The sequence below is a fragment of the Sessilibacter corallicola genome, from assembly GCF_021290925.1.
Classification (GTDB): domain Bacteria; phylum Pseudomonadota; class Gammaproteobacteria; order Pseudomonadales; family Cellvibrionaceae; genus Sessilibacter; species Sessilibacter corallicola.
The window spans coordinates 12,131-38,583 of record NZ_JAJSLX010000003.1; the positions used below are offsets into that span (position 1 = coordinate 12,131).

General features: G+C 40.9%; 23 protein-coding genes. 20 read left to right on the plus strand and 3 right to left on the minus strand.

The genetic code is table 11. From position 1 onward, the window contains the following. Window positions 1-121: 121 nt before the first annotated feature. From LU361_RS14335 to LU361_RS14400, 14 genes are all read left to right on the plus strand, one after another. Window positions 122-667 carry a GNAT family N-acetyltransferase gene (locus LU361_RS14335; RefSeq protein WP_233089567.1) on the plus strand — a complete coding sequence of 182 codons (546 nt, stop codon included), beginning with the start codon at window positions 122-124 and terminating at the stop codon, window positions 665-667. Between the two features lie 14 nt (window positions 668-681). Beyond that, on the plus strand, window positions 682-1,248 hold the full coding sequence (locus LU361_RS14340) for a hypothetical protein (protein WP_233089568.1): 567 nt from the start codon (window positions 682-684) through the stop codon (window positions 1,246-1,248). 34 nt (window positions 1,249-1,282) lie between these two features. Then, window positions 1,283-1,945: a DUF6000 family protein gene (locus tag LU361_RS14345; protein ID WP_233089569.1), complete on the plus strand. Its 663-nt coding sequence runs from the start codon at window positions 1,283-1,285 to the stop codon at window positions 1,943-1,945. A gap of 183 nt (window positions 1,946-2,128) precedes the next feature. Further along, entirely contained in the window at window positions 2,129-2,536 is a 408-nt protein-coding gene (locus LU361_RS14350) for a VOC family protein (RefSeq protein ID WP_233089570.1), read from the plus strand. A 64-nt stretch (window positions 2,537-2,600) separates the two neighbouring features. Further along, window positions 2,601-3,404, plus strand: coding sequence for a MerR family transcriptional regulator (locus LU361_RS14355; protein WP_233089571.1), 804 nt, complete (start codon window positions 2,601-2,603; stop codon window positions 3,402-3,404). A 232-nt stretch (window positions 3,405-3,636) separates the two neighbouring features. After that, complete coding sequence (locus LU361_RS14360) at window positions 3,637-4,032, plus strand: nuclear transport factor 2 family protein (protein ID WP_233089572.1); 396 nt, start codon at window positions 3,637-3,639, stop codon at window positions 4,030-4,032. Window positions 4,033-4,356: 324 nt separating this feature from the next. Next, entirely contained in the window at window positions 4,357-5,022 is a 666-nt protein-coding gene (locus LU361_RS14365; RefSeq protein WP_233089573.1) for an RDD family protein, read from the plus strand. A gap of 115 nt (window positions 5,023-5,137) precedes the next feature. Then, window positions 5,138-5,515 carry a hypothetical protein gene (locus tag LU361_RS14370; RefSeq protein ID WP_233089574.1) on the plus strand — a complete coding sequence of 126 codons (378 nt, stop codon included), beginning with the start codon at window positions 5,138-5,140 and terminating at the stop codon, window positions 5,513-5,515. 137 nt (window positions 5,516-5,652) lie between these two features. Beyond that, window positions 5,653-5,949 (plus strand): hypothetical protein, encoded by a 297-nt coding sequence (locus tag LU361_RS14375; protein WP_233089575.1) that lies wholly within the window; start codon window positions 5,653-5,655, stop codon window positions 5,947-5,949. 365 nt (window positions 5,950-6,314) lie between these two features. Beyond that, window positions 6,315-6,806, plus strand: coding sequence for a DUF4124 domain-containing protein (locus LU361_RS14380; RefSeq protein ID WP_233089576.1), 492 nt, complete (start codon window positions 6,315-6,317; stop codon window positions 6,804-6,806). 578 nt (window positions 6,807-7,384) lie between these two features. Beyond that, window positions 7,385-7,744, plus strand: coding sequence for a group I truncated hemoglobin (locus tag LU361_RS14385; protein ID WP_233089577.1), 360 nt, complete (start codon window positions 7,385-7,387; stop codon window positions 7,742-7,744). Between the two features lie 181 nt (window positions 7,745-7,925). Continuing rightward, a complete protein-coding gene (locus LU361_RS14390; protein WP_233089578.1) occupies window positions 7,926-8,378 on the plus strand; it encodes a GyrI-like domain-containing protein in 453 nt (150 codons plus the stop codon). A gap of 40 nt (window positions 8,379-8,418) precedes the next feature. Next, on the plus strand, window positions 8,419-8,832 hold the full coding sequence (locus tag LU361_RS14395; protein ID WP_233089579.1) for a DUF6210 family protein: 414 nt from the start codon (window positions 8,419-8,421) through the stop codon (window positions 8,830-8,832). Window positions 8,833-9,160: 328 nt separating this feature from the next. Next, window positions 9,161-9,739, plus strand: coding sequence for a hypothetical protein (locus LU361_RS14400; protein ID WP_233089580.1), 579 nt, complete (start codon window positions 9,161-9,163; stop codon window positions 9,737-9,739). 147 nt (window positions 9,740-9,886) lie between these two features. Here the strand turns inward: LU361_RS14400 and LU361_RS14405 are convergent, their stop codons facing one another. Next, window positions 9,887-11,077 (minus strand): hypothetical protein, encoded by a 1,191-nt coding sequence (locus tag LU361_RS14405; protein ID WP_233089581.1) that lies wholly within the window; start codon window positions 11,075-11,077, stop codon window positions 9,887-9,889. 847 nt (window positions 11,078-11,924) lie between these two features. On the opposite strand from LU361_RS14405, the gene LU361_RS14410 reads away from it, so the two are divergent. Continuing rightward, on the plus strand, window positions 11,925-13,193 hold the full coding sequence (locus tag LU361_RS14410) for an aspartyl protease family protein (protein WP_233089582.1): 1,269 nt from the start codon (window positions 11,925-11,927) through the stop codon (window positions 13,191-13,193). Window positions 13,194-13,421: 228 nt separating this feature from the next. Here the strand turns inward: LU361_RS14410 and pta are convergent, their stop codons facing one another. Both pta and LU361_RS14420 read right to left on the minus strand, forming a co-directional pair. Beyond that, a complete protein-coding gene (gene pta, locus LU361_RS14415; protein ID WP_233089583.1) occupies window positions 13,422-15,557 on the minus strand; it encodes a phosphate acetyltransferase in 2,136 nt (711 codons plus the stop codon). A gap of 67 nt (window positions 15,558-15,624) precedes the next feature. Continuing rightward, window positions 15,625-16,815, minus strand: a complete 1,191-nt coding sequence (locus LU361_RS14420; protein WP_233089584.1) for an acetate/propionate family kinase — start codon at window positions 16,813-16,815, stop codon at window positions 15,625-15,627. Window positions 16,816-17,639: 824 nt separating this feature from the next. Between LU361_RS14420 and LU361_RS14425 the strand changes: the two genes are divergently transcribed. The 5 genes from LU361_RS14425 (at window position 17,640) to LU361_RS14445 (ending at window position 26,444) form a co-directional block, all read left to right on the plus strand. Continuing rightward, window positions 17,640-18,050 carry a hypothetical protein gene (locus tag LU361_RS14425; protein ID WP_233089585.1) on the plus strand — a complete coding sequence of 137 codons (411 nt, stop codon included), beginning with the start codon at window positions 17,640-17,642 and terminating at the stop codon, window positions 18,048-18,050. Between the two features lie 536 nt (window positions 18,051-18,586). Continuing rightward, window positions 18,587-19,399, plus strand: coding sequence for a lipase family protein (locus LU361_RS14430; RefSeq protein ID WP_233089586.1), 813 nt, complete (start codon window positions 18,587-18,589; stop codon window positions 19,397-19,399). A 155-nt stretch (window positions 19,400-19,554) separates the two neighbouring features. Continuing rightward, entirely contained in the window at window positions 19,555-20,019 is a 465-nt protein-coding gene (locus LU361_RS14435; RefSeq protein ID WP_233089587.1) for a hypothetical protein, read from the plus strand. A gap of 27 nt (window positions 20,020-20,046) precedes the next feature. Further along, complete coding sequence (locus tag LU361_RS14440; protein ID WP_233089588.1) at window positions 20,047-20,376, plus strand: hypothetical protein; 330 nt, start codon at window positions 20,047-20,049, stop codon at window positions 20,374-20,376. Between the two features lie 332 nt (window positions 20,377-20,708). Then, on the plus strand, window positions 20,709-26,444 hold the full coding sequence (locus LU361_RS14445) for an alpha-2-macroglobulin family protein (RefSeq protein WP_233089589.1): 5,736 nt from the start codon (window positions 20,709-20,711) through the stop codon (window positions 26,442-26,444). Window positions 26,445-26,453: the final 9 nt, after the last annotated feature.

The window sequence follows — 26,453 nt, forward strand, 5'->3', positions numbered from 1 at the left end:
TTGGCTTAATTTAACTGGCGAATTACGCCAGGCACGCTAACTAAACAGAATCTGTTCATTCCATACGTTGGTTATAAATGGCAAACACTTGTTAGCAATTTAAAATGAAAAGGAAACACCATTGGAAATTAGAAAATCAATTCAATCTGAGCGTGAAGAGATACTTGAAATACACAAAAAAGCTTTTGGAAAAGATAAAGGTTTGGAAATTGCCAAACTCGTAGATGACTTGCTTGATGATACAACTGCAATGCCGATACTGTCTTTGGTTGCGATCGAAAATGACCGCATAGTCGGGCATATTCTCTATACCAAGGCAACAATTACTGAAACTGAACTACCAATCTCGGCTCAGATACTCGCGCCATTAGCAATACTCCCGGATGAGCAGAAAAAAGGAATTGGTGAGAGCTTAATTAACGAAGGCTTGAAACAATTAAAAGAATCTGGAACGGAGCTAGTGTTTGTTCTGGGACATCCTACTTATTACCCTCGATGTGGCTTTTTCCCGGCGGGAGAACAGGGATTTGATGCCCCTTATCCAATACCGGAAGAACATGCAGCCGCCTGGATGGTTCAGCAGCTGAATGGGAATGTTTTAGGAAATGCGATCGGTAAAGTTCAGTGTTCAAATGTGTTAAATGAACCACAGCATTGGCGAGAGTAAAATTACAATTTTAAATGCTTATGCTTTCATATAAAGATAAAAATCGAAAACGTCTTATTAATTTGCTTAGCAAGGTCAAGTTTAATAAAAATCCGCAGGGGTGGCAGCATGTTGCCTCTGTGGCTGTGGGCGGGCTTTTGAATGTTGGCTTTTCCAAGCTTGAGACTAATTTTCTATTAGTGGTGTCAAGTTCTGGTAGGAGTTTAATTGATTGCTCCACCGGGATTAAAATTGAACGAGACTACGAAGCATATGCAGGTTTGGATGAGTGGAATATAACCTGTGAAGGTATTGGTAGCTTAGCTCAAGAACGTATTATGATATCCAGCCCTAATGGTGGCGGTTTACCTCAAAGTAACTCAGCGGGAGAATCTCTAGAAATTGTTTCGCCAAACTGGCCCGAATTCGATCTTATTTTATGTCGAGATTATAAATGCTCATTGATTGAAGGGCACCAAAGTTATTGCGAAAAAATTTATACCGAATACTTACGGGGTTTTGGTTTTTCTTGGTGTGGTAATTATATTGTAGCTGCTTGTGGTAGCGATTTCGATATTTGGCAACGTCACGATAAACTATAAAAATAACGCGCTCATTAACTTTTTTGCAGAGATTATGTTTGATAAAACCAAAGATAATACAAAGGAATCACTGGCTCGTCACGTGGCAGACGTTACAGTGAGGCACAATAGCCCATTTGCTGATTTGGATATTATTGAGAATGTTGAACCTTTAAGTAGAGAATTAATTACGAAATATGTGGTTCCGTTCTACTTGAGCAGCAAAGATACTGATGCTTTTCGCAAAAATTATTTGGCTTTAACAGACTCAATCAACATTGAATTAGTATCTAGCTTGCTGGGGGATTTTGACTGGCGTCCGAGATCTGTTGGTGCATATTTCGCTGCACTTGGCTGTATGAATGAGCTTGAAGAAAATATTGGTAATTTACTGTTACGTAGCGATGTTTGTTATGCCGGTCATGATTACTGTTTAGCGTTAGCTTCTTTTTCGTCATCGCAAGCTATTAATTATCTTGATCGATATTTAGAACATTATCTTAATCAGAAAGATTTGTGGTTCGATCAAGGTTCTGCAATGGCTGCCTTAGCGTTCATTGGTACTCATCGTGGGGAAGACTTGGTTACTCCTTACAGGGCAGCCTGGGATGCGTTTGTTAGTAATAAACCAAATTGGAATTTAGCATCCTCTATAGAAGATTTTGCTCAGCAAATGCAGTCTTTGAATGAATTTAAAGCTGAAATCAACAATAAGTAAAATGTTATCGCTCGATTGAGTACGTGGGCTTTCTATCACCATTCAACTCACCCAAAAGCCAAGTGTTGAGCTTTTATTTCATAACGACCATTCCTGTTAGTAAAATTTCGCTGTACTTGACTCTCCCGTTACGGGAGCTTTTATCGTTGTGTTTTATGAAATAAAATCGCAAGGAGAGTAACAGTGAAAAGCTTGTTTCCCGATATTTGTTCAACCAATCTGGTTGATTCCAAAGAGTTCTATGTTGATTTTCTGGGTTTTAATGTCATTTTTGAGATTGACTGGTACATTCAACTGCAAAGTCCAAGCCTAGAGCCTATTCAGATAGCCTTTGTCGAAAAGAATCACTCGAGTGTTCCGAAAGGGTATCAAAAGACGCCACAGGGTGTTGTGGTGACCGTTGAGGTTGAAAACGTCGATGTTGTTTATCAAAGGGCTCAAGATTTGGGTTTGCCGGTGATTGTTAATCTTTGTAACGAACAGTGGGGGCAACGACATTTCATGTTGGAAGATCCAAACGGTTTATTGGTTGATATTTACACCATGATTGAACCGACCGATGAATTTGCACAGCAGTACGGTCTGGCGTAAGGTCTATTTGTTGCTAACCTTTGGGTCTCGCCAGAATACGCTAAAAGCTTGAGAGGAGTCGTTTGTGTCAGAAGTCTTGATGCCCATAGGGCGATTTTCTAAAAGTTGTCGCTTAACGGTCAAAGCACTGCGCCATTACGACGATATTGGTCTGTTGAAGCCCGCTTTTGTTGAACCTCAAACAGGGTATCGTTATTACACTCAACATCAAGCTAAGAAAGCGGTCCTTATCAGTATGTTGCGTTCGTTGGATATTGCCATTCCAACCATTGAGCAGTTGTTGGTGGCCGACGACAGAGAATTTGGAGTTCTCTTAGAGGTAGAACAAGCTCGCATATTGAAGGAAATGAGCAGGCAGCAACAAATTCTGCAATCCATAAAACGTATGAGTCAAAAAGGCGAGTTAATCCCCTACGAAATCGCTATAAGAACTGAGCCATCTTATATGGTGGCGCAGTTATCTTGCCGGTCAGCTCTGGATCGCCTTGTGGAAGATGGAAGCAGATTGATCTATCAGCTCTACGATATTTTACAGCACGAGGGGAGAGGTTTCGAAGATCCGGTTATGTGCATCAACCGTGACCCCGATAAAAAAGGGGAAGTAATTATTGACGCTTGCATTGGCGTTAAAAAACCATACCCACAAACTCATTCCGCCAGTATTGTCGATATTCCGGGCGGAACGGTTGCATGGTTAACTCATAAAGGTTCCTATAGCGAACTTGGACTCGCCTATAATTCCCTGTTTGCTTGGAGCCAGGAGTTTGGCTATCAACAGCGCGATGCAATGAGAGAGATCTATAAAAATGATCCCTCAGAAGTCAGCGAGGACGAATTAATTACTGAAGTCATATTACCCATTGAGTAGCTATTACATGGTTTCTTATAAATAATTACTTATTTAAAAATCAACAAAAATAATCACACATATTTTAATTTTTACTTAACTCAAAAGAAAATTTCTCCAGTTAGTCGTCAGTTGCGAGCATGCAATTAGAATACTTCAGAGTGTTAAAAAATCCCTTTACTTGCTGTGTGATGTGTATCTATGATGAGCCGACAGCATTTGTTGAGACGTTTTGGTAAAGGAGAAAAATTATATGATTCCTACAACAATAGAAAAATGGCATTTACTGGTAAAAACTAAAAATACTGATTTGCTGGATGAAATACTTGCAGATGACGTAAACATGCATTCGCCTGTAGTTCACACAGTGCAAAAGGGAAAAGAAATCACCAAAATGTATCTGTCTGCGGCCTCTAAAACGTTATGTAACAATACATTTAAATATGTGCGAGAAGTATACGATAAAGATTTTGCATTGTTGGAATTTGAAACTGAAATTGACGGAATTTCAGTCAATGGTGTCGATATGATCTCATTAAATCCTGATGGAAAAATTTCAGACTTTAAAGTTATGGTTCGTCCGTTAAAAGGGATTAATGTCGTCCATCAAGTTATGGGAGAAGCTCTGAGTGCCATGCAAAGACGTTAAGTTGCTCTCAGCTAAAGCTTTAGTACAAATGCTTATTTTTAATCGAAAATTTAAACTTAGGAAGCGGTGTAACTTACTGAGAGGTGTTTAGCTTTTCGGTATATTGAATATCACTGAACTAAAGTATTAAGTTGTGATTTTTGTTATTAATCATCTGTTATTATCATTAGGCAGGCTGATTTCGTTTCTGCTTTTATTTCTCGAATTTTAGCTCTTAAACGGGCTGAATTCATGATAAATTGAATCTCAATTAAAACCGTTCAAGCTCTTAGACGTAAAATGCAGTTTGAATTGGAACAATACGTGCTTATTGAGAGAATCTTTATGGAATCAGATCCAGATTACAGCGACTACTCGCTGGATGAGCTCCTAGATGCCCAAAGTCATATTGATTCGCAAAAATACCCTGAAAGAGCCAAAAGTATTGAATTGGCCATTTCAGTAAAAATTAATGATTCAGAATTCAAAGATAAATTAAAACTGCAAAAAGAAGAAGAAAAATATTTTACTTTTGCTCCTAGATTGTTTGCGGCGGTAGTGGACAGCCTATTAATCAGTATCCTCTCAGCCGTGCTAACTTACGTTATTACTTTGAGTGATGGCGGCTTACGGACCATTATAGGTTATGTAGACATCATCCAATTCGCTGCTTATTCAATTGCGCTTCATACTCTCTACGGTCAAACTCTTGGGAAAATGCTAACTGGCGTTAAGGTTGTTACCCTTGAATCAGAAACAGCTATTAGTTTTAAACATGCTTTTCTCAGAGATTGTGTGCCTATAGTTATGCTGGTAGTTTTAATTATGGTGTCAGTTTTTATTCCAGTTGGCGCAGAAAATCAAACTCCAGAGTGGCTTCTTTATACAATGTCGATTTTAGGTATTGCTTATTTGATTTGGCACTTTTTAGAAATCGTAACAATGTTATTCAATGATAAAAATAGAGCATTGCATGATTTTATTGCAGGTACCGTTGTTGTTCGCGTATAGCCATTTTAATGATGTTAATTAGCAGGGTTGATTAGATATATAAGTGGGTAATTTACGTATGACAAATAAAGGTTTTAAGATCACCCAAAAAGAAAGTCCAGGGAAAAGCTAACAGATGGTATTGCTAGTTTTTATCGTTTTGATGTTATTAGTTTTTGGAACAATACCATTGTGGGTTGTATATCTTACCCAGCGTGAAGGGAGTATATGTCAATGGCGACCAAAACTCAGCAAGAAATTGAGGACCCGCTTAGTTTTCATTTTGTTGTTATTGTATGTAATTACAAGTATAAAACTAGGTAAAATTAATGCTTCTGGCTGGATTTTGATCTCCATTATATGGTCTTATGTTCTTTATATTGCTATTGCATATTTAGCCGATAAAGATATGGTATTACCTCACGGAATACTTTATTCAGGGAAAAATTTGGGGTTGCGTATTACCGCTTTTTTATTCTCTTTGATAATGCTTGTAGTATTGGCAATTATCTGAAGATATGCCTTGTTTTTTGGTTTTGCTAAGCAAAGAGATTAATTTTAATCGTATAGTTAATCTTACTATTTTACCGTTTTCGCCCCAGTTTTAATTGCAAGCTAAATCGACACTAACTAAATTTTTTTGAGAAAGATATGTCTGTTTTGTGGGTTATTATAGGTACTATTTTCCAGCTGATGCTTTCAATGTTTACCTTTATGTTAGCTGCGGTTGTTGGTGGATCCTTTGCTAATGGTAATGATTTGTCTGAATCTAAATTGAAAGTTCTTAATCTTTCTTTATTTGTTTTACCTGGCCTCTGTATCGTGGCTGCTGGTATTGTGATTTATCAGTTTTTCAGTGGCGGTACAAATAATTCATATTTTTGGTACGGATTGCCTGTTATAGGAGTAATGCTGTATTTTATGTTTCTGAAAAAAATTTTAGATTAAAGACTAATCTCTATGGATTACTATTTATTTGGGAGTAAATCATAACCAAAGTTTTCGTATTTTAACGGTATTTTACTGAGAAAAATTGTTATTCTCAGAATTTATAGCTTCAGTAAACTAAAGTATTAGCCTAGTTTAACTGGGGTAAAAAGAGTAATAAGTCACCAGTTATAAGGTTTTTTATTCAGAAAACCTTCTACAAACCTCCTTTAGTAATTCTATAATGTTCGCTCAGAAATAATGTCATTGTAAATGTTGATGTTAGTCGTATCTCATCCCGTAATTTCTCTACATCGTATGGCAATATGCGCTAAACTTGTAATCCAGTGATTGACTCTGCATTCAATGATAAGTGGCTAAATATTATGGGCTTAATGGTTAAATTATTTTCTTTTCTGGTTGTTGTTGGTATTGCGGGGCTGTTTGTGTTGAAAAAGCCAGATGGTACACCTTGGTTATCGCTCAGTGATTTCACTCCTGATACAAACTCCATTACTCAATCTATTAATGACGTTATCCCCGAGACTGACGACAACACTCGCGATCTAGTCCCCGTTTACAAATGGAAAGATTCACAAGGCAATTGGCAGTTCTCCAATGTGCCTCCAGAGGGTATTGCGACGAATGAGGTATTAATAAGTACTGATGCCAATAGGGGCGCCGCCCCGGTGCCATCTCAAAATAGCGGGATAATCCCAGAATCTTTGAAAAACGGTAAAGCTGTTTTGATCGGCGAGAATGAAGCGTCGCCAAGCTTTGTTGCTCCTGATCAAATTCCTACATTAATTAACGACGCCAAAGATGTACAAGGACTTATGGATAATCGACAGCAGCAATTGGATTCTGCGATTAAATAGGTTAAAAATGCATTTTATACAAAAATCAAAGTGTAGAGTGGGTCATGCTCACTTGTTACACTTTGATATTACATTAGGCTTTTCAGAGTTAAGCTTAATTGTGTCACTAGCCTCCAGAGCGAATCACACGAATTTCCGGCCTTTTACGCGACTCTTCCTACAAATAAGCTTGATTATTAAAGTTTGTTGTCAAACCGTTTAATCTTATTTGAATTTTTATCGATAACTATGTCTTATTGACTGTCGCTTGGTGTATTTAACGACTGATTTAGGTTGCGTTGAAAATTTTAGTATTACTAATCGGTGAAATCCGAATGATAAATATTATTCAGTTGGCCTGTTGACAGACTCTAAATGGCGGCCTAAGATCACTCCATGATTTATATTAATTTCACCACTACAGATACCTATTGCACCCAAACAACCACTCGATGGCTGGGGGAGCTACTGCTTGTGTGAAATTAAAGTCCTATCACCAAGAAAGCCCTCCCAGCCTGCTGCGAGGGCTTTTTTTTACCAAAAATTTAGTGATAAGGCTTAAATATGAACACGTGTAGACAAAAATTAGGAGCAGAGCAGTGAGTGAATCATTATATGAGCGATTAGGTAGAACGGAAGGAATTACCAAAATTGCCAGTGATCTTGTTGATCTTCATGTTTCAAATCCCGTGATAGCGCCTAGATTTGCTGACTCCTGTAGAGAGGTTTTGAAAAAAGGGGCATCTGCATTTTTTATTGCAGGCACCGGTGGTCCACAGCTCTACGAAGGGAAAGACATGTTAGAAACTCACCGAGGTATGAATATTTCTGAAAGAGAATTCATTGCAACTCTAGACGATGTTCTAAAAACGTTAGAGAAAAACAACGTTGCTCAACGTGAACAGGAAGAGGTTTTATTTGTACTGTATGGTATGAAGTCTGACATTGTTTTTGTTTAGATACTCTATTTAACAACATGTAACTGATTAAAACACACAGGAGTGGCTAGGCTGCTCTTGTGTATTTATCTTAAGAAATTAATCCGATTTGAATGGGTGAAGTTGGCCAACGTAAGTGAGCTACCCTTATTCGGATTTAAGTAATTAAATAATACGCTTTTATAGTTTTTGGAGAATTAAATTGGAATTAAGAATTGTTTCAGAAAAAGTCATTAGCGGACTCACTGCCAGAACAAATAATAAAGCAGAAATGAGCTCTAACGGAAAAATACCGGCTCTATGGCAATTGTTTGATAAAACTGTATCCGTCGACTACAAACAGGGTGAACGTGTATACGGTGTCTATTTCAATTATGAATCTGATCACAATGGTATGTTCACGGTCTTAGCCGGCTTTGATGGTCAATCATATCCGGAGGGAAAAAATATAGAGCAAGTTATTATCCCTGGGTCGAAATATTTGGTGTTTTCTAAAAAGGGCGATATGCCACAAATTGCTATTGATGCTTGGACGGAAGTATGGGAGTACTTTTCTGAAGATAATCCTGAATATCAACGGCTATTTTCAACGGATTTTGAGTTTTACCCAAACGAGAAAGAAATAGAAATTCATATTGCTGTTAGGTGTTTGTAGCCTAACGGTATTCTCATGATTTATTCGGAGCTATAAAGTAATGACAATAGAGATATGTTTGTACAGTCTAGATCAAACTGCACTTATTATTCTTAATGATCAAGGGGTTACTTATCATAACCAAACAGGTGGAGGGCTTTGCGCACAACCTAGGGCACGAGGAATACTAGCGCCAATTTCAAATGACCCTGCGTTGAGTAACTTACATAGAGGTTCTTTGTACTACAAGCTAACTGAAATTTGTCGAGATATTGTTGGTTTTGATACTAAGCTCGCTGATCAAATTGATGAATTACTGAAGAAAGAAATATCTTTCGATTGTATAAAAGTCGATAGAACAAGGTTAGATGAATCTATGGAAGCCTGGGTATATGTTGTCGTTGGAGCTGAATCAATTAATCTGGTTGGCTTTGATGAATGTAAAGCAATATTAACGTGGCCGAACAGCGACTGAGAGCAATTGGTACCGATTTAAAGTCATCATCACAGATTATTTTAACGCAATGCCGAATTGTCCAAAAAAGCCATCATTAAATTTTGATTTACCTCAGAATTTAAGATAATTGTATTCATTGCTGTCAATAAAAAGGTGCCAATTCTCTTAAATCTCTAGCTGCAGAAATAGTCTTCCCAAAGTACACAGATCTGTGTATTGTTTAAATTCTACCAATTTATGTTGGTAAAAAGCGTTTATATATCTACTTGAAATAAGTTCGAATACCACCTGATAGCTTTTTTGTTATTAATTATTTGAATGTGCATTCCTATGAGGGGAGGCTATTTTGAAAAAATACGCTTATTTTTCTATTGGGGTTTGGTTGTTGATGTATGGGCAATTATCCCATGCCAATGCTTGCGATAACGCCTGGGATACATGGATAGACAACATGTATGCCGACATGAAGTTTAATTATAATGACCATTCTGTAAAAATTTCTCAAGGAAAAGAATTAGAGCTTTTTCGGCAATATTTGTCTAATGCCGAAGTTGTGGTATCCGATTTAAATCGACTTATAAGTCTTAGCAGTAATCAGGAATTACTTCGGAAACTTCGTCGTATTCAAGATGATTACTATACCATTGCAGATATGGGGCGCTTGAGTTACGCCATAATTCTGGCAGAAAAAAGAAACAATACCGATTTGTTTTTTGGTGCTGTAAAAGGTATTTACAAAGACAGATTTAAACATTTGGCTTTGCCATTATTAAATAGAGCCGCAATTGAATATAGGAAATATCAAATTAGAGAAACGAAAATAGATGAAGAAATGGCTGCTCGTAAACGAATATTAGATTCATACCGGTCGATGTTTGATTCTGTTTCGGGAAGATTAAAGTTCGAATATATTCCGTGTTTTTAATGATATATCAATAAAGTGCGTGTTTCTATTTTTTGGCCATTCTTATCAGCGTCTGTTTTTACGTAATGCAAGTCAGAAAAGATCTTTCGAAAACTTTCAGATAATAATAAGAAATTCAATGGAATCCGTTCAAAAAAATCACTGGTTTTATCTAAAAAATTCAGATGCAGAATTACGTCGTACATTTCTTTGTGCTGATTTTTCTGTTTCCCACATGTGTAAAAGATTTGCTTCAAAACGTTCTATTTCTGGGCTTCGACATTGGTATTTATCAACAAATTCAGCTAAACCCCAAAACACCCTTGCTGCTGAAATTTGTTCACCGAAACCTGAGGCAGCCGTTGCTGTTGTAAAAATGGCACCGTGTTTGTTGCACAAAGCATTGCATGCTTTTTGAAAATCTGGATTAATCTTGTATTCAGTCGTTACTGATCCACCCTCAAAACGTTCCAATTCAATACCGCTGTAAGTTTCTATAACTACATCGGAGAATTCTCGAGTAAATGAGATGTGTTGATAACCAGAATCATAACAATCGTCTTGCCATTTCCCCGAGGTATACAACATATAACTACCGATTAAATCTTCTAATAACGTTATATCGCCAACTTTAGATAAAAAAGTAATTATTACTCCAAACCCCACGGCATCACGTCCACCTGCGCGCTTGATTCCCAACATATAGGTCAACGCAAGATCGTATTGTCGGTCGTAATCTCCGTCATAAATAGCTTGCAAAAGTGGGCCACCTTTGAGTGTACAAGCCTCGCAAGTACGTTCATATTCAAGCTTTTCGGCTTGTTGCTTAGCGTACCGTTGCCGTTCTATTTCATTTCGTCTTTTTTCGATGCTGCCATCACCGCAAAGAATAGGGATGTTGTCGGGTATTGAGTCAGGTGTAAAAGATTGCATGGTTTTGGTGAGTATTGCCTTCTTTTTAGGATCGGTGTAATTCGTGACATCACTAATATCGATACCTTGAAGTGCAGCATAGGTTTCGAGTATATCTGCTAATTTTCCGGTTTTTCGATTATAAAATTTCGTGCCGCCAAAAATACCGAAGAAGCTGTGCTGATTACCTACTAGATCGATAAACTCTTGATCGCTTAATGTATCAGTACTGCCGTACTGTGCTGCAGTGATTTTGCGATAAAGTGTATTGTTGACCACAGGACAATCGGCCGTAAGGCCAACGCCAACCGTAGCCTTGAAGCTTTTCCACTGTTCAACAGTTACTCCGTCAGTAATTGATTGCGCGTGGAGCGCAGAAATGGGAGAGAAAACTAAAAACAATAAAACGTACGAAAATAGCTTTGTAGTAGGCACTTTTACACTCACTTAGTTTTCTGCTGTCAAATTAATGAACTGATCATTCAAGAATAAAATTTAACGGGATTGGCGACGAGCTGAATAGTATTTAACCATTTTAATGGGCTTATTACCAACGATTTACGTTATTCAAAACTTGCCTATCGGATAGGTCATCTTTGTTTGCTGTGAAGATAGATCGAAACTGAATTAATAGATAAAAGTTTGCTTTTAGTTTGGGTAATTATTTTTAATTATCTGTAATGAGTTAATCGCGACTGCCTTAAATATCGAGGATCTTAGTGGTATCTAACTTATTTTCATTTTTCTTTGGTGGTGTCATCTATATTTCCAATGCCTTTAAGTTTATTTTTATATTTTGTCGAAATTTTTATATTTGGCGCTTCGGCTGATGGTGAACTAAAGTGTTAGCTTGCAATCCTGGTAACTGATCTCAGATTATAATTCCTCTATATTCTTGTATTTCTCTTTCTTTATTCTATACATTCAGTATTAACCCCAGCTCTCAACTCTATTGAATATGGTGAGAAATTGTTACCTAAGAGTGTGAACTTAATCTAGTGTGTTGTCGGTTTCGCGCTTATATTTTTAGCAGAAGTTAAGGCAATCTAGCAGTTTAGACCTTGATGATTCCTGAAGGGAGAATAAATAAAATTATCGCTTCACTTTAGTTATATTCTGTTTTATTTTAATTTTGAACGGGCAGTCATTTTAGGGGTCTTAGATTGCTGTGAAGACTGTTTCCAGCTTAATAATTTTTAAGTGAATTCTGGATTTGTGACTGAGCCTTAATAAAATGGAATCTGCCAAAACAAGATGGGAGCAGTCTTGTTTTTATAACTAGAGAAGTGAGTGAATGAAACACATAACCGTTGGGTTTTCGGTATTAATGTGCCTGTTAATGTTGGTGGGCTGTGTCAGTAGTGACGTAAAAAAGCTTAGGGCATCTATTAATAACAATACGTCAGAATGGAGTATGCATAGCCGGGTAACTCGTATTCCTTTTAAAAATATTGATTACAAATTTGTGATTCCGGTTTCTTTAAACGATGGTAAAGAAGTGGGATTTGTTCTAGATACAGGGGCAGCAAGTTCTGCCCTAATGGAATCTCATCAAACCATTGATCTCAATTTGGCCTCACGAGGCCAGCTTACAATAAACGGTAGCGGTGATGGAAAAGGTTCTCAGGCCAGCTTTATTCACAATGTGGATATTGGCGCTGGTGATCTAGTGTTAAAAAATAAAACGATTGTTAATGTAACACTGGCTGGCATGCCTTTTTTTGAAAGCTTAGACGAAGTCTTTTTTGATGGGATTCTTGGATACGATTTCTTTAATTACCTTGTTGTAGAAATTAATCATGATCAGTCTACTATCACCCTGTATGACAACGATGAGTTTGAACGTATCTCGCATAACATGTTGAATCAGGGGTGGGTAAAAGTGCCACTGGACATAGTCGGAGGAAGGACCTACGTAAAAAGTAAGGTGTTGTTAAAAGGTCAAAATTCACCCATAGAACTCAAGCTTCTTCTTGATACTGGTTCAAATTCCGGGTTAGATCTTTCGCCTAAATCGCATGACAAAATCGAATTTCCAGAAACTCATTACGCCTCAGAGTCAAGTGGTTTCAACGGTAATCATGAAGTCAAGAACGGCTTAGTCCCGTACCTTGATATCGGTGGATTCGAGGTAAAAGACCTTGTAGGTAGCTACACGGATTTTGGGGTCGCTCCGAGTGACCGAAATTCAGGTGTTCATGGTGCTATTGGTATGAAATTGTTTTCCAAATTTAATACTGTATTTAATTATCAAGGAGGCTACATGTTAATCAAGCCTAATGATACGTTTGATACACCTATTACGGCTGATCGGTCTGGGCTAGGAATACTAGTACATAAAGACGGTTACATTGTAAAACGAATAGATGAGGAACTTTCAGCTCAGCAGCCAAATTTAGGATTGGGAGATATTATTCTGTCTTTCAACAATAAACCCGCAACCCCTGAAAATATGGTCAGCTTTAGACAATTATTATCTTCCTGGGCAGATACCATTAATATTTGTTGGATGAAGGAATTAAAGCGCCATTGTGAAGATATTGCATTAATGGATAGGCTGTAAATACATTTAACAGACCACGATTACACAAAGTAAAAGTGCATTTTGCATAGCTCTGGTGTTGTTGCATTCATTGTACTGCTAAGAACGGTTTCGATTGCTAGCAGTGCTGAGCGTATTGATTTAATCAGAAATTAATTAAAATCTGATTCGCCAGTGTTTTTGGCGTTATAAACTCAAATAAACGGTATAGATTATTCCCGGCTCTGAAAACCAGAGCCGGGTGATTTATCAACTTCCAGCTTGAATGGCTGTAAGGGCGATGGTGAAGACAATATCGTCCACGAGTGCGCCGCGAGACAAATCGTTTACTGGTTTGTTCATGCCTTGCAGCATCGGTCCGATACTGATTACATCGGCACTTCGCTGTACGGCTTTGTAGGTGGTGTTGCCGGTGTTTAAATCAGGGAAAATAAACACGGTAGCTTTACCGGCCACGCTGCTGTCCGGCGCCTTGCTGCGGGCAACGTTTTCCATAATTGCCGCATCGTATTGCAACGGTCCGTCGATTAATAAATCCGGACGTTTTTCTCGGGCGATACGTGTTGCTTCGCGTACCTTGTCTACATCGGCGCCTGCCCCTGAACCGCCAGTGCTGTAGCTGATCATGGCGACTCTCGGCGGAATACCAAAAGCTTTAGCAGAGTCGGCGCTTTGAATCGCGATGTCGGCCAGTTGTTCGGCATTTGGGTCGGGATTAATGGCACAATCGCCGTAAACCAACACCTGATCAGGCAAGCACATAAAAAATATCGACGACACTAAATTGGTGCCGGGTGCGGTTTTGATCAATTGCAACGGCGGCCTGATGGTATTCGCGGTTGTGTGAACGGCACCACTCACTAAGCCATCAACGTGGCCCATTTCTAACATCATGGTGCCTAAAACAACGTTATCTTCTAATTGTTGGTCGGCGATGATCGCGGTCATACCTTTATGGCTGCGCAATTCTACAAGGCGTGCAACATAGTGTTCGCGAATTTGCTCGGGCTCAAACACTTCAACGCCAGGCCCTAAAGTAATGCCATGACCTTTGGCAATGCGCTCGATTTCTTCTCTATTACCCAACAGCGTGCAGTGGGCGATGCCTCGCTCGGCACAAATGACCGCGGCACGAATCGTACGCGGCTCTTCACCTTCGGGTAAGACAATGCGCTTATTGGCTTGGCGTGCTCGTTCGATCAATTGATAACGGAAAGCGGGCGGCGAGAGTCGGCGTTCGCGATTTGGCGCGCTGAAGCGTTGCAGCCACTGTGTGTCGATGTGCGCTGCGCTGTTTTCGCGCAGTTGTTCGATACGTTCGATGTCATCGAGAGGAACTTCTTGGCTAAAACGCGGCAAGCTTAGCGCAGTTTGCCAGCTGTCAGTTGAAACACTCAAGATGGGTAGGCCAGAAGCACGGGCATCGTGGCACAACTTCATAATGCCTTCGTTCGGTTCATAATCTCCGGTCAGCACCAGTGCTGCCAAATCAAGACCGTTCAGCGCCGCTAAGCAAACCGCAAGAATAATATCGTCGCGATCGCCCGATGTGAGAATCATGGTGCCGGCTTTCAGTTCTGGCAAAATATTACCAACCGTACGTGCGCAAAGGCGAATACGGGAAACTCTGCGTGTGTCCATTTCACCGGCATTGATGGCTCGGGCTTTTAGGTAATCGGCAATATCACTCACGCGTGGTGAGTTCAGAGGCGTACTCCAAGTAATGCCACCAATCAGCTGAAAGTGCGGACCAAAAACCGTGCAGTGCTCGCGGACAACGTCTTCCGTTAAACTGAAAGACATTGGGTTATCTGAAGTTGCTTCCCAGCACGGTCGCCCGTCGCAATCAACGGGAGCCCCGAGTTTGGTCAGCAAGCAGCCGAGTACTTTTCTATTATGAATACCGCCAAATGCGCGAGCCGTAATATCAATATGATCTTCCAACGCTTCTGGCGTATCGTTGCCTGGGGCCGCAACCAATACGACCTCGGCATCCAAAGCTTTGGCGATTTGTTTGTTGATTCGCGTGGCATAAGGCTGATTGTGAGTTGGCACCATGCCTTCAATAATCACAACATCGGCGTCTGCGGGCCGGGTTTGTTCAAATCGGGCGACAATTTCTTCCAGCAATTGCTCACCGCGACCTTCACTGACGTAGTGCTCGGCTTCACGAATATCAATAGGCTCAGCAATCGTGGCTTTGCAGCTTGGTTGCAGCATGGCGATGCTTCGATCGCAACCTTCGTCGGCGGCTGTGGGTTGAGCAATGGGTTTGAAAAAGTGGACATTAATTCCCTGTCTGTCCATGGCGTGAAAAAGACCATTAACAGCAGTGGTCAAGCCCGCACCTAGTCCAGTTGGCGCAAGCATTAAGGTATGTGACACGTGGGTTCCTCAGAAAAATCGGGAGGGGGAGTGCGCTCCCCCGTGCATAGCAAATTTGAGATTTAAATCAGGCGATAAAGGCAGCTGCGTCTTGGGCGATCATCAACTCTTCATTGGTTGGGATGACCAAAACAGCAGGGCCAGATTCGGTAGAAATACGGCCTTGCTGACCGCGAATGCAACGCTCATTGGCGGCTGCATCTAATTCCAATCCGAGGAAGCCCAACTGACGGATAACTTCGCCTCGAATTAATGTTGAGTTCTCACCGATGCCGCCGGTAAATACCAATGCGTCTAAGCGCCCTAATGGCACCACTAGAGACGCAATTTCTTTCGCTAAGCGGTAGCTGTAGATTTCCAGAGCCAATTGGCTCAGTTCGTGGTCGCCTGCGGCGGCTTCTTCAATGCTGCGGCAATCGTTGCTCAGGCCAGAGATGCCCAACAAACCACTTTTTTTCCAGAGAATATCGCTGACTTCATCCATGCTCATATTCAGATTTTGCACGAGATATTCAGGAATACTTGGGTCGATACTGCCACAGCGTGTGCCGTGAACCACACCTTCGTTTGGCGTCATGCCCATGCTGGTATCTTGGCTTTTACCACCATCAACTGCAGCAACGCTGGCGCCGTTGCCCAAGTGGGCAATAACGGTTGCCAATTCCGACTCGTCACGACCAAGTTCGACAGCCGCTTGCTGAGAAACGTAGCGGTAGCTGGTACCGTGAAAACCGTAACGACGAATGCCGTGGTCTTTGTAAAGATCGTAGGGCAGTGGGTAAATACAAGCTTTTGACGGCATGGTTTGATGAAATGCCGTATCAAATACCGCGGTATGCGGTAAGTCTGGAAAGACCTCGCGTGCTGCTTCAATACCTAAAATATTGGCGGGATTGTGCAACGGTGCAAGGTGCTCACATTCACGCAATTGGGTAATGGTCGCGTCATTGATCAGCATGGATTTATGGAATAACTCGCCGCCGTGAACAACACGATGGCCCACAGCTTTGATTTTTTCTACCAAGCCATCAACACGCTGAACAACCTTAACAATCTCGCTGATGGCGCGACTGTGATTGGCGTTTTCGATCGGTATATTGGTTTTACCGTCGGCTGATTTTACAGTCAGTGAGGCTTCGGCACTCTCTAAGCGTTCCGCTTGTCCATGCAGTACTTCGGCACCGCAGGTGTGGTCAATGATGGCAAATTTGAGGGAAGAACTGCCACAATTTAATACAAGAACTAATGATTCAGACATGAGGTCTATCACCTTAATTAATGGCTCCCAAGCCGTGTTCCGGGTTTGTAAACATGGCTAAAACAAGGAGAAATACATTCAAGAATCGACGTAATAGAGGATGCCCGGTGACGAAGATCGGTGTTGAACTGAACGTCAGAATTAGCAATAGGTGTCGCACCTACTACCTCGATTCACAATTCACCAGGGCTTGTATTTTTATTAGGCTGGTTTCGGGCGCCAAGTCTAAAGGAAGATAGAAAAAAATCCAGAATTTATTAGACTTTAGTCGTATAAATTACAATGTGCGGTAATTCGTAAATTGGCTTATTAAAGTGTTGAGTACAAGGTGTGGATGGTAACTAACTGTATTATAAAGAAAAAATAAAATTAGTTGTATTGGTTTAGTAATTAGGTGAGCGTGTTTTGATCAATACTTTAGTATTGCTTTTGGTGGGTTATAGTTTGGTCGCTGTTTGATCAAAGATGACAGGATTGTTAAGTGCTTGTGACAGCCAATGAACTTTCTAAGTTGATTCAGACAGCTGGTTTCGATGAGCCCACTCGATTTTACTAAGTTGGTTTAATTAATGGTTAGTATTGTCGCAAGGGTTTTAAGAAGATCTAATTTGAAAAAGAGAAGTGTAGATTTAAAGATCGATTGTTTTGTACTTAAATGCAGCTAAATTACAATAATTATGAAAATAACATCAGGCCCGTACGAAGTAACTCTAATCGATGAACCGATCTATTCTCTACGGTCGGTAGATAATCCGAGAAGCTACCTTCGTGAATATTGTCGTGACAAAAAATATCATCATGCTTGCGCACATGGAATTAATGTTGTGGAAAATAAAGCGCTTTTGAGTTCTGCCGTACTTATAGGTATCGGCGGCGCGACTGGAGTTCACGAAAACTCAATTGTATTGGATGGCAGTAGTTTATACGTTGCTGCCGGAGATGCTCTTTATTCTTTATCATTACCCACTCTTGAATTAAATTGGTGTGAACAAGTCGATTTGGCGGCCTGCTTTGGGGTTTTTCTTCTTCCGAATAGAGATTGCCTTTTAACGTGTGGAGAGCTTGAAATTGGCTGTTATTCTAAAGCTGGCGAAAAATTGTGGGGTTCTAGTGGGGGTGATATTTTTACCGGAGAAATAGAAATTAAAAATAATATGGCTGAGGTTTCTGATTTTATCGGTGATACATATGAGATTGACTTACATAATGGGAAAATAGTAAACATTAGAAGCTAGTTTCATGAGAGTTATTAAACATAGTGTTACGGTAAGTTTGTTCGTTTACCCTGCATATGGTTGCATTCCTAATGAGCCGTTAGTGATTCTATTTGGGAAGATAAATGGCCATTTCTATAACTGAGGGTTAGACCTTAATAAGAATGGCAAGGCCGCGAATTTGCGCTTGAATCTGGGACCAGCCGTTTTGTGCATGCACGCACTTGTGGGCATACTCTTTCAGGGTCTTCCAGTTTTTCCTGCTCCCTTCGTTTGGGAGAAAGGTAGTGTTTTTTTATTTATCCTGGCTGACCTTTAAAAGCGCGTCTAACCAGAAACAACTCGTTGGTTGGACTGATTGTGAGGTTAATCAGAGACTGCTATACCTTCATGACTTACTGAATTGCGATTGCACAGTCTTCCAGCTTCTATTTCTAGACGCTATCTTTTAGTATTATCCATTCGTTTATATGCTTGTCGTTTGTGATATGCAGTGACAGAAATAATAAATAAAGCGACATCACGGTTGTACAATTCAACATTCTATGGAGAGCAGTATGAAGCGTGTTTCACCTTATAAAACTGATCTGGATTCTGGTAATGCCTACTGGATGGCGCGGTTGTCAAAAGAGGTTTATCGTAAAAAATCCGAATCCGATGAAATGCCTGACGAAGAGAAAATTCTGACTAATATTAAAGAAGAAGATTCTAAGTTTGTTAGTGTGTTTGGTGTTAATAAAAACAGTGCCCAGGCTGCGTTGATTGAGCACGAAGATTACATTTGTATTGCATTTCGGGGTACAGACGAACCCGCTGACTGGCTGGATAATATCAATGCGTTTTCTACCAAAGAATTGTTCGGTGAGTTTCATCGAGGTTTTTGGAACAGCGTTGAAGATGTTTGGCAACCCATTAACGACAGATTCAGAGAGTTACAAAGCCACAGAAAACGTCCTTTGTTTATAACCGGCCATAGTTTAGGCGGTGCAATGGCGACGGTTGCTGCAGCTAAACTGGTTCACGAAGACAAGCCATTTACCAGCGTGTATACCTTTGGTCAGCCGCGTGTGGTAACCCGCAATACCGCGCAAGTTTTTAATATGGAGTGTAAATCTCGCTATTATCGTTTCCACAATAACAACGATATTGTAACGCGTGTTCCGGCCCGGCTTATGGGTTATAGTCATATTGGCAGTTATTTGTACATTACCGATGAAGAAGAAATTCATCGCGAGGTTGGCTTTTGGTTCCGGTTTGTCGATCATGTGGATGGTGCAATCAGTTCTTGGGATGAAAAAGGCATTGATGCAATCACTGATCACGATATGAATAAATATTTGAAAGCCGTAGAATTGTGGAAGTTAAAATAATCTGAGTTCTCTCTACTTTTAATGTCTTAAAAAGCTTGCTTAGCGTGTTAGTTTTTTAATACGTAGGTAAGCTTTTATAGCTCGCTTATTGATAATTTATCCGCGCAAAAAAATAAAGTTTTAAAATTAGGGTAGTAAAAGAAAGTGGTGTTTCAATGGCTATGATACGAAGGTTATTGTGTAAACCAAACAGATGGATATCAGTCGTCGGCTCGTGTTTATTTGTTTTGCTGTTATCGGGTTGTATGGCGTCGTTAGTCAGTGATTACGATGAAAATACCGACAGAGCAGTTACTGAGTTACACAAAGAATTCGAGACATTTTTTGTAACGCTAAAAACTCAAACTGATCAACCTGATTGCCATTACGATAATCATAAAACGTTCTATATCGAATCGGCAGTATCTGTAAGTTCAATTGAAATACGTGCCAGTGCTATCGATAAAAACGAAAAAACCGTAGAACAAATTGGTTTGCTTAAACAAAGCATGAATACCTTGCAGCAATTACATGAGTTGTCGTGTTTGTCTGAAGGTCAAATCGAAAGCCTTCAAAGTAGCTTTAACAGTATGTTTACTGCAATTTTACGGTTAGAGCTGGCTAAAAAGCGCAGTTCGTAAAGACCAATAATTTTGATGGAAGATGTTATGAGTTTGGATGTTGCCGAATTAGCTGAAAATATGCTCACCGCCTTTAAAGGCTCGCTGGCGGATAAATGGCCTGAAATAAAAACCTACGCCGAAGCCGAATCTAAAAAGCTGGCTGAAAATTTTTTAATGATTGAAACCTTAAAACGATCGGGTGAAATCAACGAAGCTCAAGCTAAGCTGCACCATGAAATACAACGCAATGCAACAAGGTCAGTATTGCTTGCTATTGAAGGGTTGGGTTTGATTGCAGTGGAAGAGGCCATTAACGCTGCTATGGATGTGTTGCGCGATACCGTCAACACCGCATTGGGATTTTCTCTGTTGTAATTGTTGGGTTCGGCTGTTGCATGACGGAGCAAATTAACAGCCGAGCTGAATTTAACGGGTATTTGTTGAGGTGACGAGCGCTTCGAACTACACTTATATTCTTAAAATCGCATATCTTCTACAAGCCGTATCCTTTCTTTTTGTTTCAGTTCTTGGTTATTTCTTTCGCTGAGTGATCTTGAGGTTAGTCAGAGGCTCCTAAAGTCTCGATTTTCTGACCTCTGCCATTATTTGCCACAATTCATCATTTCAATGCCTTAGATTATTGATAAACTGCGCGCATCTCTTGCGATTAAAACGCCGCCACCCAGGCGATATATAAGGAAATCAATATGAAGGGTTTATTAAAAATTCCTTTCGATCTGTTGTCATTAATCTTTGGCAAGATTCATTGGCAAGCGCCAACTTGGTTGTTGTTAATAACCCGTTTTCTTAGAAAATCACCGTGGTTCGTGTTTTTGGTTTTGTTGAGTTTTGTAGTCGCTGGCGGCGCTTACTACTACGTTAAAAATTTGCCGGGTGATGTGCTCATTAAAGCATCAGTAAGTCCTCCGGATGTTCTTCCCGACAATGAAAGCTCGAAACCCGACAGCATAGAGATTCGTTTTGCGTACGATTTTTCCCTTTTGAGAGACGACCAGCCAAGACCCGATGGTACGCCCAGTGTGGCGCGAATTGATCTTATTGATCAAACCATTACCAGCGGTGTTTCTATTTCTCCGCCCATTGATGGCCAGTGGCAATGGAGAGGTGATCGAGCGTTGTTCTTTACTCCCCACAACGATTGGGCGCCGGCTACTGAATACGAGGTGACGTTCGGCTCCGATGTTTTTGTCCCAGATACAAAACTGCTCGATACAAGCGTAAGCTTTAAAGCGCCGGAGTTGTCGATTTCGGTGAGTGATTTTGAGTTTTATCAAGATCCTACAGATCGATCCATTCGTCGCGTTATTTCTACCTTGCGTTTTTCCCACCCAGTGGATCAAGAATCGTTGGCAAAAAGTGTGTCGTTGACGATGCGTAATTCCGGAGACGACACTCGTGTTAAATCCAATCAATTTAAATATGAGCTAACGTTCAATAAATCCCTTCGCGAAGCCTACTTACAAAGCCAACCCATCGATTTGCCGGATGTATCTAATTACATGACTTTAACGCTTAAGCCGGGGGTTCGATCGTTGTTGGGTGGCCAAGCCCATAACGAAACCTTGACGGATAAAGTGTTAATTCCTGATATCGCCAGTTTTCTTAAGGTTGATAACGTGCGAGCGGATATTGTTAGTAACGCAAGTAATCAACCTGAACAGGTTATTTTTCTGGAGCTAACCGATGAAATCGAAAAGTCGCAGTTGCAAGAAAAGCTTGAGTTTTATTTATTACCCAATCGCTACGCTTCTCGGTCAACGTGGTGGTACAACGCCGGAGACATCACGACTGAAGTACTTGCCGAAAGTAGCAAGTTGTCACCTAAATGGTTAGAAATTCCAAGGGAATCTTCGGATAATTACAGCTTTGTTTTTGATGTTCCCGAAAGTCGACAAATATACGTGCGATTAAATTCGGGCCTTGAATCTGTAAACGGCTTTAAAACCACCGCAAAATACGATCAAATCCTACAGATACCCGATTACCCTCGCGAAGTTGCGATTGCGGGGGAGGGATCAGTTCTGGTTCATTCTGGCGACCATAAGTTGAGTGTCTCAACCCGAGGGCTGAACGCGCTACGTTTTTCAATTGGACAAGTGATGGGCAATCAGCTGAATCATTTAGTCAGTCAAACCAGTGGTGATATCAGCTCTCCCCATTTTAATAATTGGTATTTTGACCAAAATAATATTTCTAAAGTTAGCGAACAAATTGTTACGCTAAACCAACGCCACCCAAAAGAATTGAATTACGCTTCTCTGGATTTATCGCAGTATTTACGCGATAAAAATCAAACTTACGGTTTGTTTTTTGTTTCCGCATATGGGTACGACAACCATAAACAGAGAGACGTTTATGGCGTTGTTGACAGTCGATTGATCTTGGTTACCGATTTAGGGGTAATTGTCAAAGCAAACACCAATAACACTCGTGATGTGTTTGTACAATCCATTGTAACAGGCGAACCCATTTCAGGGGCACGTGTTGAATTGCTCGGTAAAAATGGTATTGCGATTCAACACGGTGTGACCGATCAGCGCGGACACCTTAATTTGTCTTCCGCCTCCGGTTTTTATAATGAGAAACAGCCGGTGGTTTACGTGGTTAAGCACGAAGACGATGTTTCTTTTATTCCCTACGATCGAAGAACCCGCCAAATTAACCTGTCTAAATTCGATATCGGTGGCGTCCATCCATCCAGCCGCGCTAATCATCAATTAAATAGTTTTATTTTTACCGATCGAGGCATTTATCGACCGGGAGAAACCGCGAATATTGGTTTTGTGGTTAAGCGCGGTGATTTGCAGAATTCAGAAGGAATGCCGTTGCAAATAGAAGTGACAGGGCCAAGATACAATACTGTTCGCAAGCACAAGCTGGTGGTGCCCAAAAATGGATTTTTTGATTACCAGTTTACAACCGAACCAACCGACGATACTGGTGAATATACGGTGTCTTTGTATGTGTTGCGAGACAACCGTTATCGCGGCGAACAAATCGGCAGTGAGACGTTTAAAATTGAAGAATTTCAGCCCGATACCATGAAGATTGCCAGCCAATTGGTTGGAGTACAAAAGAAAGCGTGGTCCACGGATTCGACGTTAACCGCAAAAATTACTTTGGAAAATCTATTCGGGATTCCTGCTCAAGATCGTCGCACAGAAGGGCGATTGGTGGTAACACCCGCTAGCTTCAATTTTAAAGAATACAAAGACTATATTTTTTCCAGAATAGAATCCGATACGCCTCTTGCTGGTATTGATGAAAAATTAGTTTCTAAAACAACCGATGCTGATGGGATTGCAGAATATGAATTGGCCTTAGATCGGTTTAATAATGGTACTTATCAACTGCGATTCTTAGCGGAAGGCTTTGATCAATCTGGAGGGCGTAGCGTTAAAGCCAACAACCAAGTGTTGGTGTCGCCGTTGGATTATCTGGTTGGTTATAAACCGAATGGAAACTTGGAGTACATTAATAAAGGCTCTGATCGGAGTATCGAATTTATCGCGGTGGATAATTTCTTAAACCAAGTTGAGAAAACTGATTTAATTCTTAAGCTAAAAGAAATTCGTCACGTGTCTACATTGGTGAAACAGGCGAATGGTACCTACCAATATCAAACCGTAGAAAAAGAGCAGTTACTGGTTGAAAACGAGTGGTCCATTCATGCGGATGGTTCACAGTTTAAAATTGCGAGCGAAAACCCCGGAAATTACGCACTCGAAATATACGACGGCAGTAATCGTCGGTTGTCACGTGCAGTATACAATGTGGTTGGGTCTGCAAATCTTGACGGAAAAATTGATAAAAATGCCGAGTTACAGCTCCAGCTTGAAAAAGCCGATTATAAACCCGGTGATATTATCGAGATGAATATTAAGGCACCTTATCACGGTGCCGGATTGATCACGATTGAGACTGATCGTGTGCACGAATTTAAGTGGTTTAAAACCGACACGCAAAGTACGCTTCAAACTATTCGTGTTCCCAATAATCTAGAAGGCACGGCGTATGTGAATGTTACGTTCGTAAGAGATGTTTCATCCGACGAAATTTTTACCAGTCCACTGAGTTACGCCGTTCAGCCATTCAGTGTTGATCGCAGTAAACGGGAAATTAACGTCGACCTTGACGTTGACGATATTGTCCGCCCAGGCAAACCGATGACCATTGGTTTTTCGACCAACAAACCTGCAAAAATCGCTGTATTTGCTATTGATGAAGGAATCTTGCAAGTAGCTAATCATAATTTGCCAAAACCTTTAGATCACTTTTTGCAAAAGCGTGCATTGGGTGTACAAACCATGCAGATTATGGATTTAATTTTACCCGAATTTGCTCTGCTAAAATCTTTGTCCGCTGCTGGCGGCGGTGCGAGTCGAAAAGCGCTTGCAAAAAACTTAAATCCTTTTGCACGTAAAACGGATAAACCAGCGGTCTTTTGGTCGGGTATTATCGATGCCGATGAATCTGATAATCAGGTGGAGTTTGTCGTTCCCGATACGTTTTCGGGTGCATTGCGAGTAATGGCCGTTGCGGTGTCAGAATCTGCGATGGGTGCTGCAAGTAAATCAACTATTGTTAGAGGACCATTCGTACTAACGCCGAATGTTTTACTGCAGGCGGCTCCGGGAGACGAGTTTAAAGCGACGATTGGCGTTGCCAATATTATTGAAGGTTCGGGCAAACAAGTTCCTATTAAAGTAAGTGTATCTTCCTCGGAGCATTTGATTTTGCAATCTGATGCGAGCCAAGTGATTACTGTGGACGAAGGTGGAGAAAACTCGGCTACTTTTAGCTTTAAAGTGGCGGAAAAATTAGGCTCTGCAGAAATTATTTTTGACGCGGCCTATAACGACATCTCCAGCAGTCGAAGTGCAAGTTTAAGTGTTCGTCCTGCAACGCCTTACACCAGTGATTTTATCAGTGGTTACGATAAAAGCGGTAAGTTCGATATAAACTTGTCGCGAACTTTATTTGCGCCTTTATCCGAACAATCGGTGTCTGCGTCCACAAGCCCACTAGTGATGGTAGAAGGGTTGAGTGATTATCTGGAGTATTTCCCGCACGGGTGTACCGAGCAAGTGGTCAGCCAGGTTTTCCCTCTGATTGGAATGACAGGCCATCCGCATTGGTCGCCAGATAATACGACCTTAAATGCTCATTTAGAGCAGGTGATATTGAAGTTGCGGCAGCGACAACAAGGCGAGGGCGGATTCAGTTTTTGGCCGGGTGGTTCTTACATTGCAGAATACCCCAGCGTTTACGCCACGCACTTTTTATTGGAAGCAAAAGCGGCTGGTTTTACCGTACCAACGGACATGTTAAATCGTCTTAAAAACTATTTGAATTTCTACGTTGGTAAACGCAGCGAAAACCTTGAACAGGCGCGTATTCGTGCAATTGCCATTTATTTGCTAACGCGGATGGACGTGGTGACAACCAATTACTTGGTTGAATTGCAAGAATTCTTAGAGGCTAATTACCGAAAAACTTGGCGTAAAGATTTAACGTCCAGTTATTTGGCAGCGACTTACCAGCTACTTAAAAAAGGTGATCTCGCCAATGAATTGATTGAAGAATACCAACCTACCCAACAATCGAGTCGTGTGTTCGGCGATTTTGATTCGCAGCTAACTCAAGACGCACAACATATTTGGTTATTAGCGACGCATTTTCCAGAGCGCGCAGAAAAGCTCGATGGTGAGATTCTATTGAAATTTGTTGATCCCATTTTTGAAGGCCGATACAACACCATATCTGCGTCGTATTCGATATTAGCGTTGGGTGCCTACACGAAAGTGACCAGTGATTTTTCAGTGGACTCGGCCATAGAAATATTGGCCAAATCGGGTTCGAATTATCAGCCGATGGCGGTTGAACACAATCCGTTTGCCACGGCGACCTACGATACCTCAGTTACCGATTTAACGTTAAACGCTGATAAGAGTTTGTATTATCTTAATGTGCAAACCGGTTACGACAAGTTGTTACCAGAAAAGCCTGTGAGCGATAATTTAGAAATTCACCGCGCTTTTTACGATGAAAACGGTAAAGAGGTCAGTACGGCTGAACAGGGTGCGGAGTTGACTGTAACCCTTAGAATTCGTACCACCGATAATCAGCGCCATTCTAATATTGCGGTTGTTGATTTATTACCAGGCGGTTTTGAGGTGATTCGCAGCTCCGTTGATAGAACTGCGTACAATTGGCGAGCCGATTACATCGATATTCGCGAAGACCGAGTGGTGTATTACGGCAGTTTTGACGCCGTCGCTAAAGAGCTGACGTACAATGTTAAGGTAACAGCTGCTGGCAAATTTACGGTGCCGCCATCGTACGCGGAGTCTATGTACAATCGATCTGTGAAAGCGGTTTCTGCCGCACGTGATTTTGTCGTGACTCCCGCTTCGCCATGACGCGTTTAT

Coding starts and splice junctions, on each gene's coding strand:
- LU361_RS14340 (WP_233089568.1), top strand. CDS start 682: ATGCTTATGCTTTCATATAAAGATAAAAATCGAAAACGTCTTATTAAT.
- LU361_RS14345 (WP_233089569.1), top strand. CDS start 1,283: ATGTTTGATAAAACCAAAGATAATACAAAGGAATCACTGGCTCGTCAC.
- LU361_RS14360 (WP_233089572.1), top strand. CDS start 3,637: ATGATTCCTACAACAATAGAAAAATGGCATTTACTGGTAAAAACTAAA.
- LU361_RS14365 (WP_233089573.1), top strand. CDS start 4,357: ATGGAATCAGATCCAGATTACAGCGACTACTCGCTGGATGAGCTCCTA.
- LU361_RS14370 (WP_233089574.1), top strand. CDS start 5,138: ATGGTATTGCTAGTTTTTATCGTTTTGATGTTATTAGTTTTTGGAACA.
- LU361_RS14375 (WP_233089575.1), top strand. CDS start 5,653: ATGTCTGTTTTGTGGGTTATTATAGGTACTATTTTCCAGCTGATGCTT.
- LU361_RS14380 (WP_233089576.1), top strand. CDS start 6,315: ATGGGCTTAATGGTTAAATTATTTTCTTTTCTGGTTGTTGTTGGTATT.
- LU361_RS14395 (WP_233089579.1), top strand. CDS start 8,419: ATGACAATAGAGATATGTTTGTACAGTCTAGATCAAACTGCACTTATT.
- LU361_RS14410 (WP_233089582.1), top strand. CDS start 11,925: ATGAAACACATAACCGTTGGGTTTTCGGTATTAATGTGCCTGTTAATG.
- LU361_RS14420 (WP_233089584.1), bottom strand. CDS start 16,815: ATGTCTGAATCATTAGTTCTTGTATTAAATTGTGGCAGTTCTTCCCTC.
- LU361_RS14430 (WP_233089586.1), top strand. CDS start 18,587: ATGAAGCGTGTTTCACCTTATAAAACTGATCTGGATTCTGGTAATGCC.
- LU361_RS14435 (WP_233089587.1), top strand. CDS start 19,555: ATGGCTATGATACGAAGGTTATTGTGTAAACCAAACAGATGGATATCA.
- LU361_RS14440 (WP_233089588.1), top strand. CDS start 20,047: ATGAGTTTGGATGTTGCCGAATTAGCTGAAAATATGCTCACCGCCTTT.
- LU361_RS14445 (WP_233089589.1), top strand. CDS start 20,709: ATGAAGGGTTTATTAAAAATTCCTTTCGATCTGTTGTCATTAATCTTT.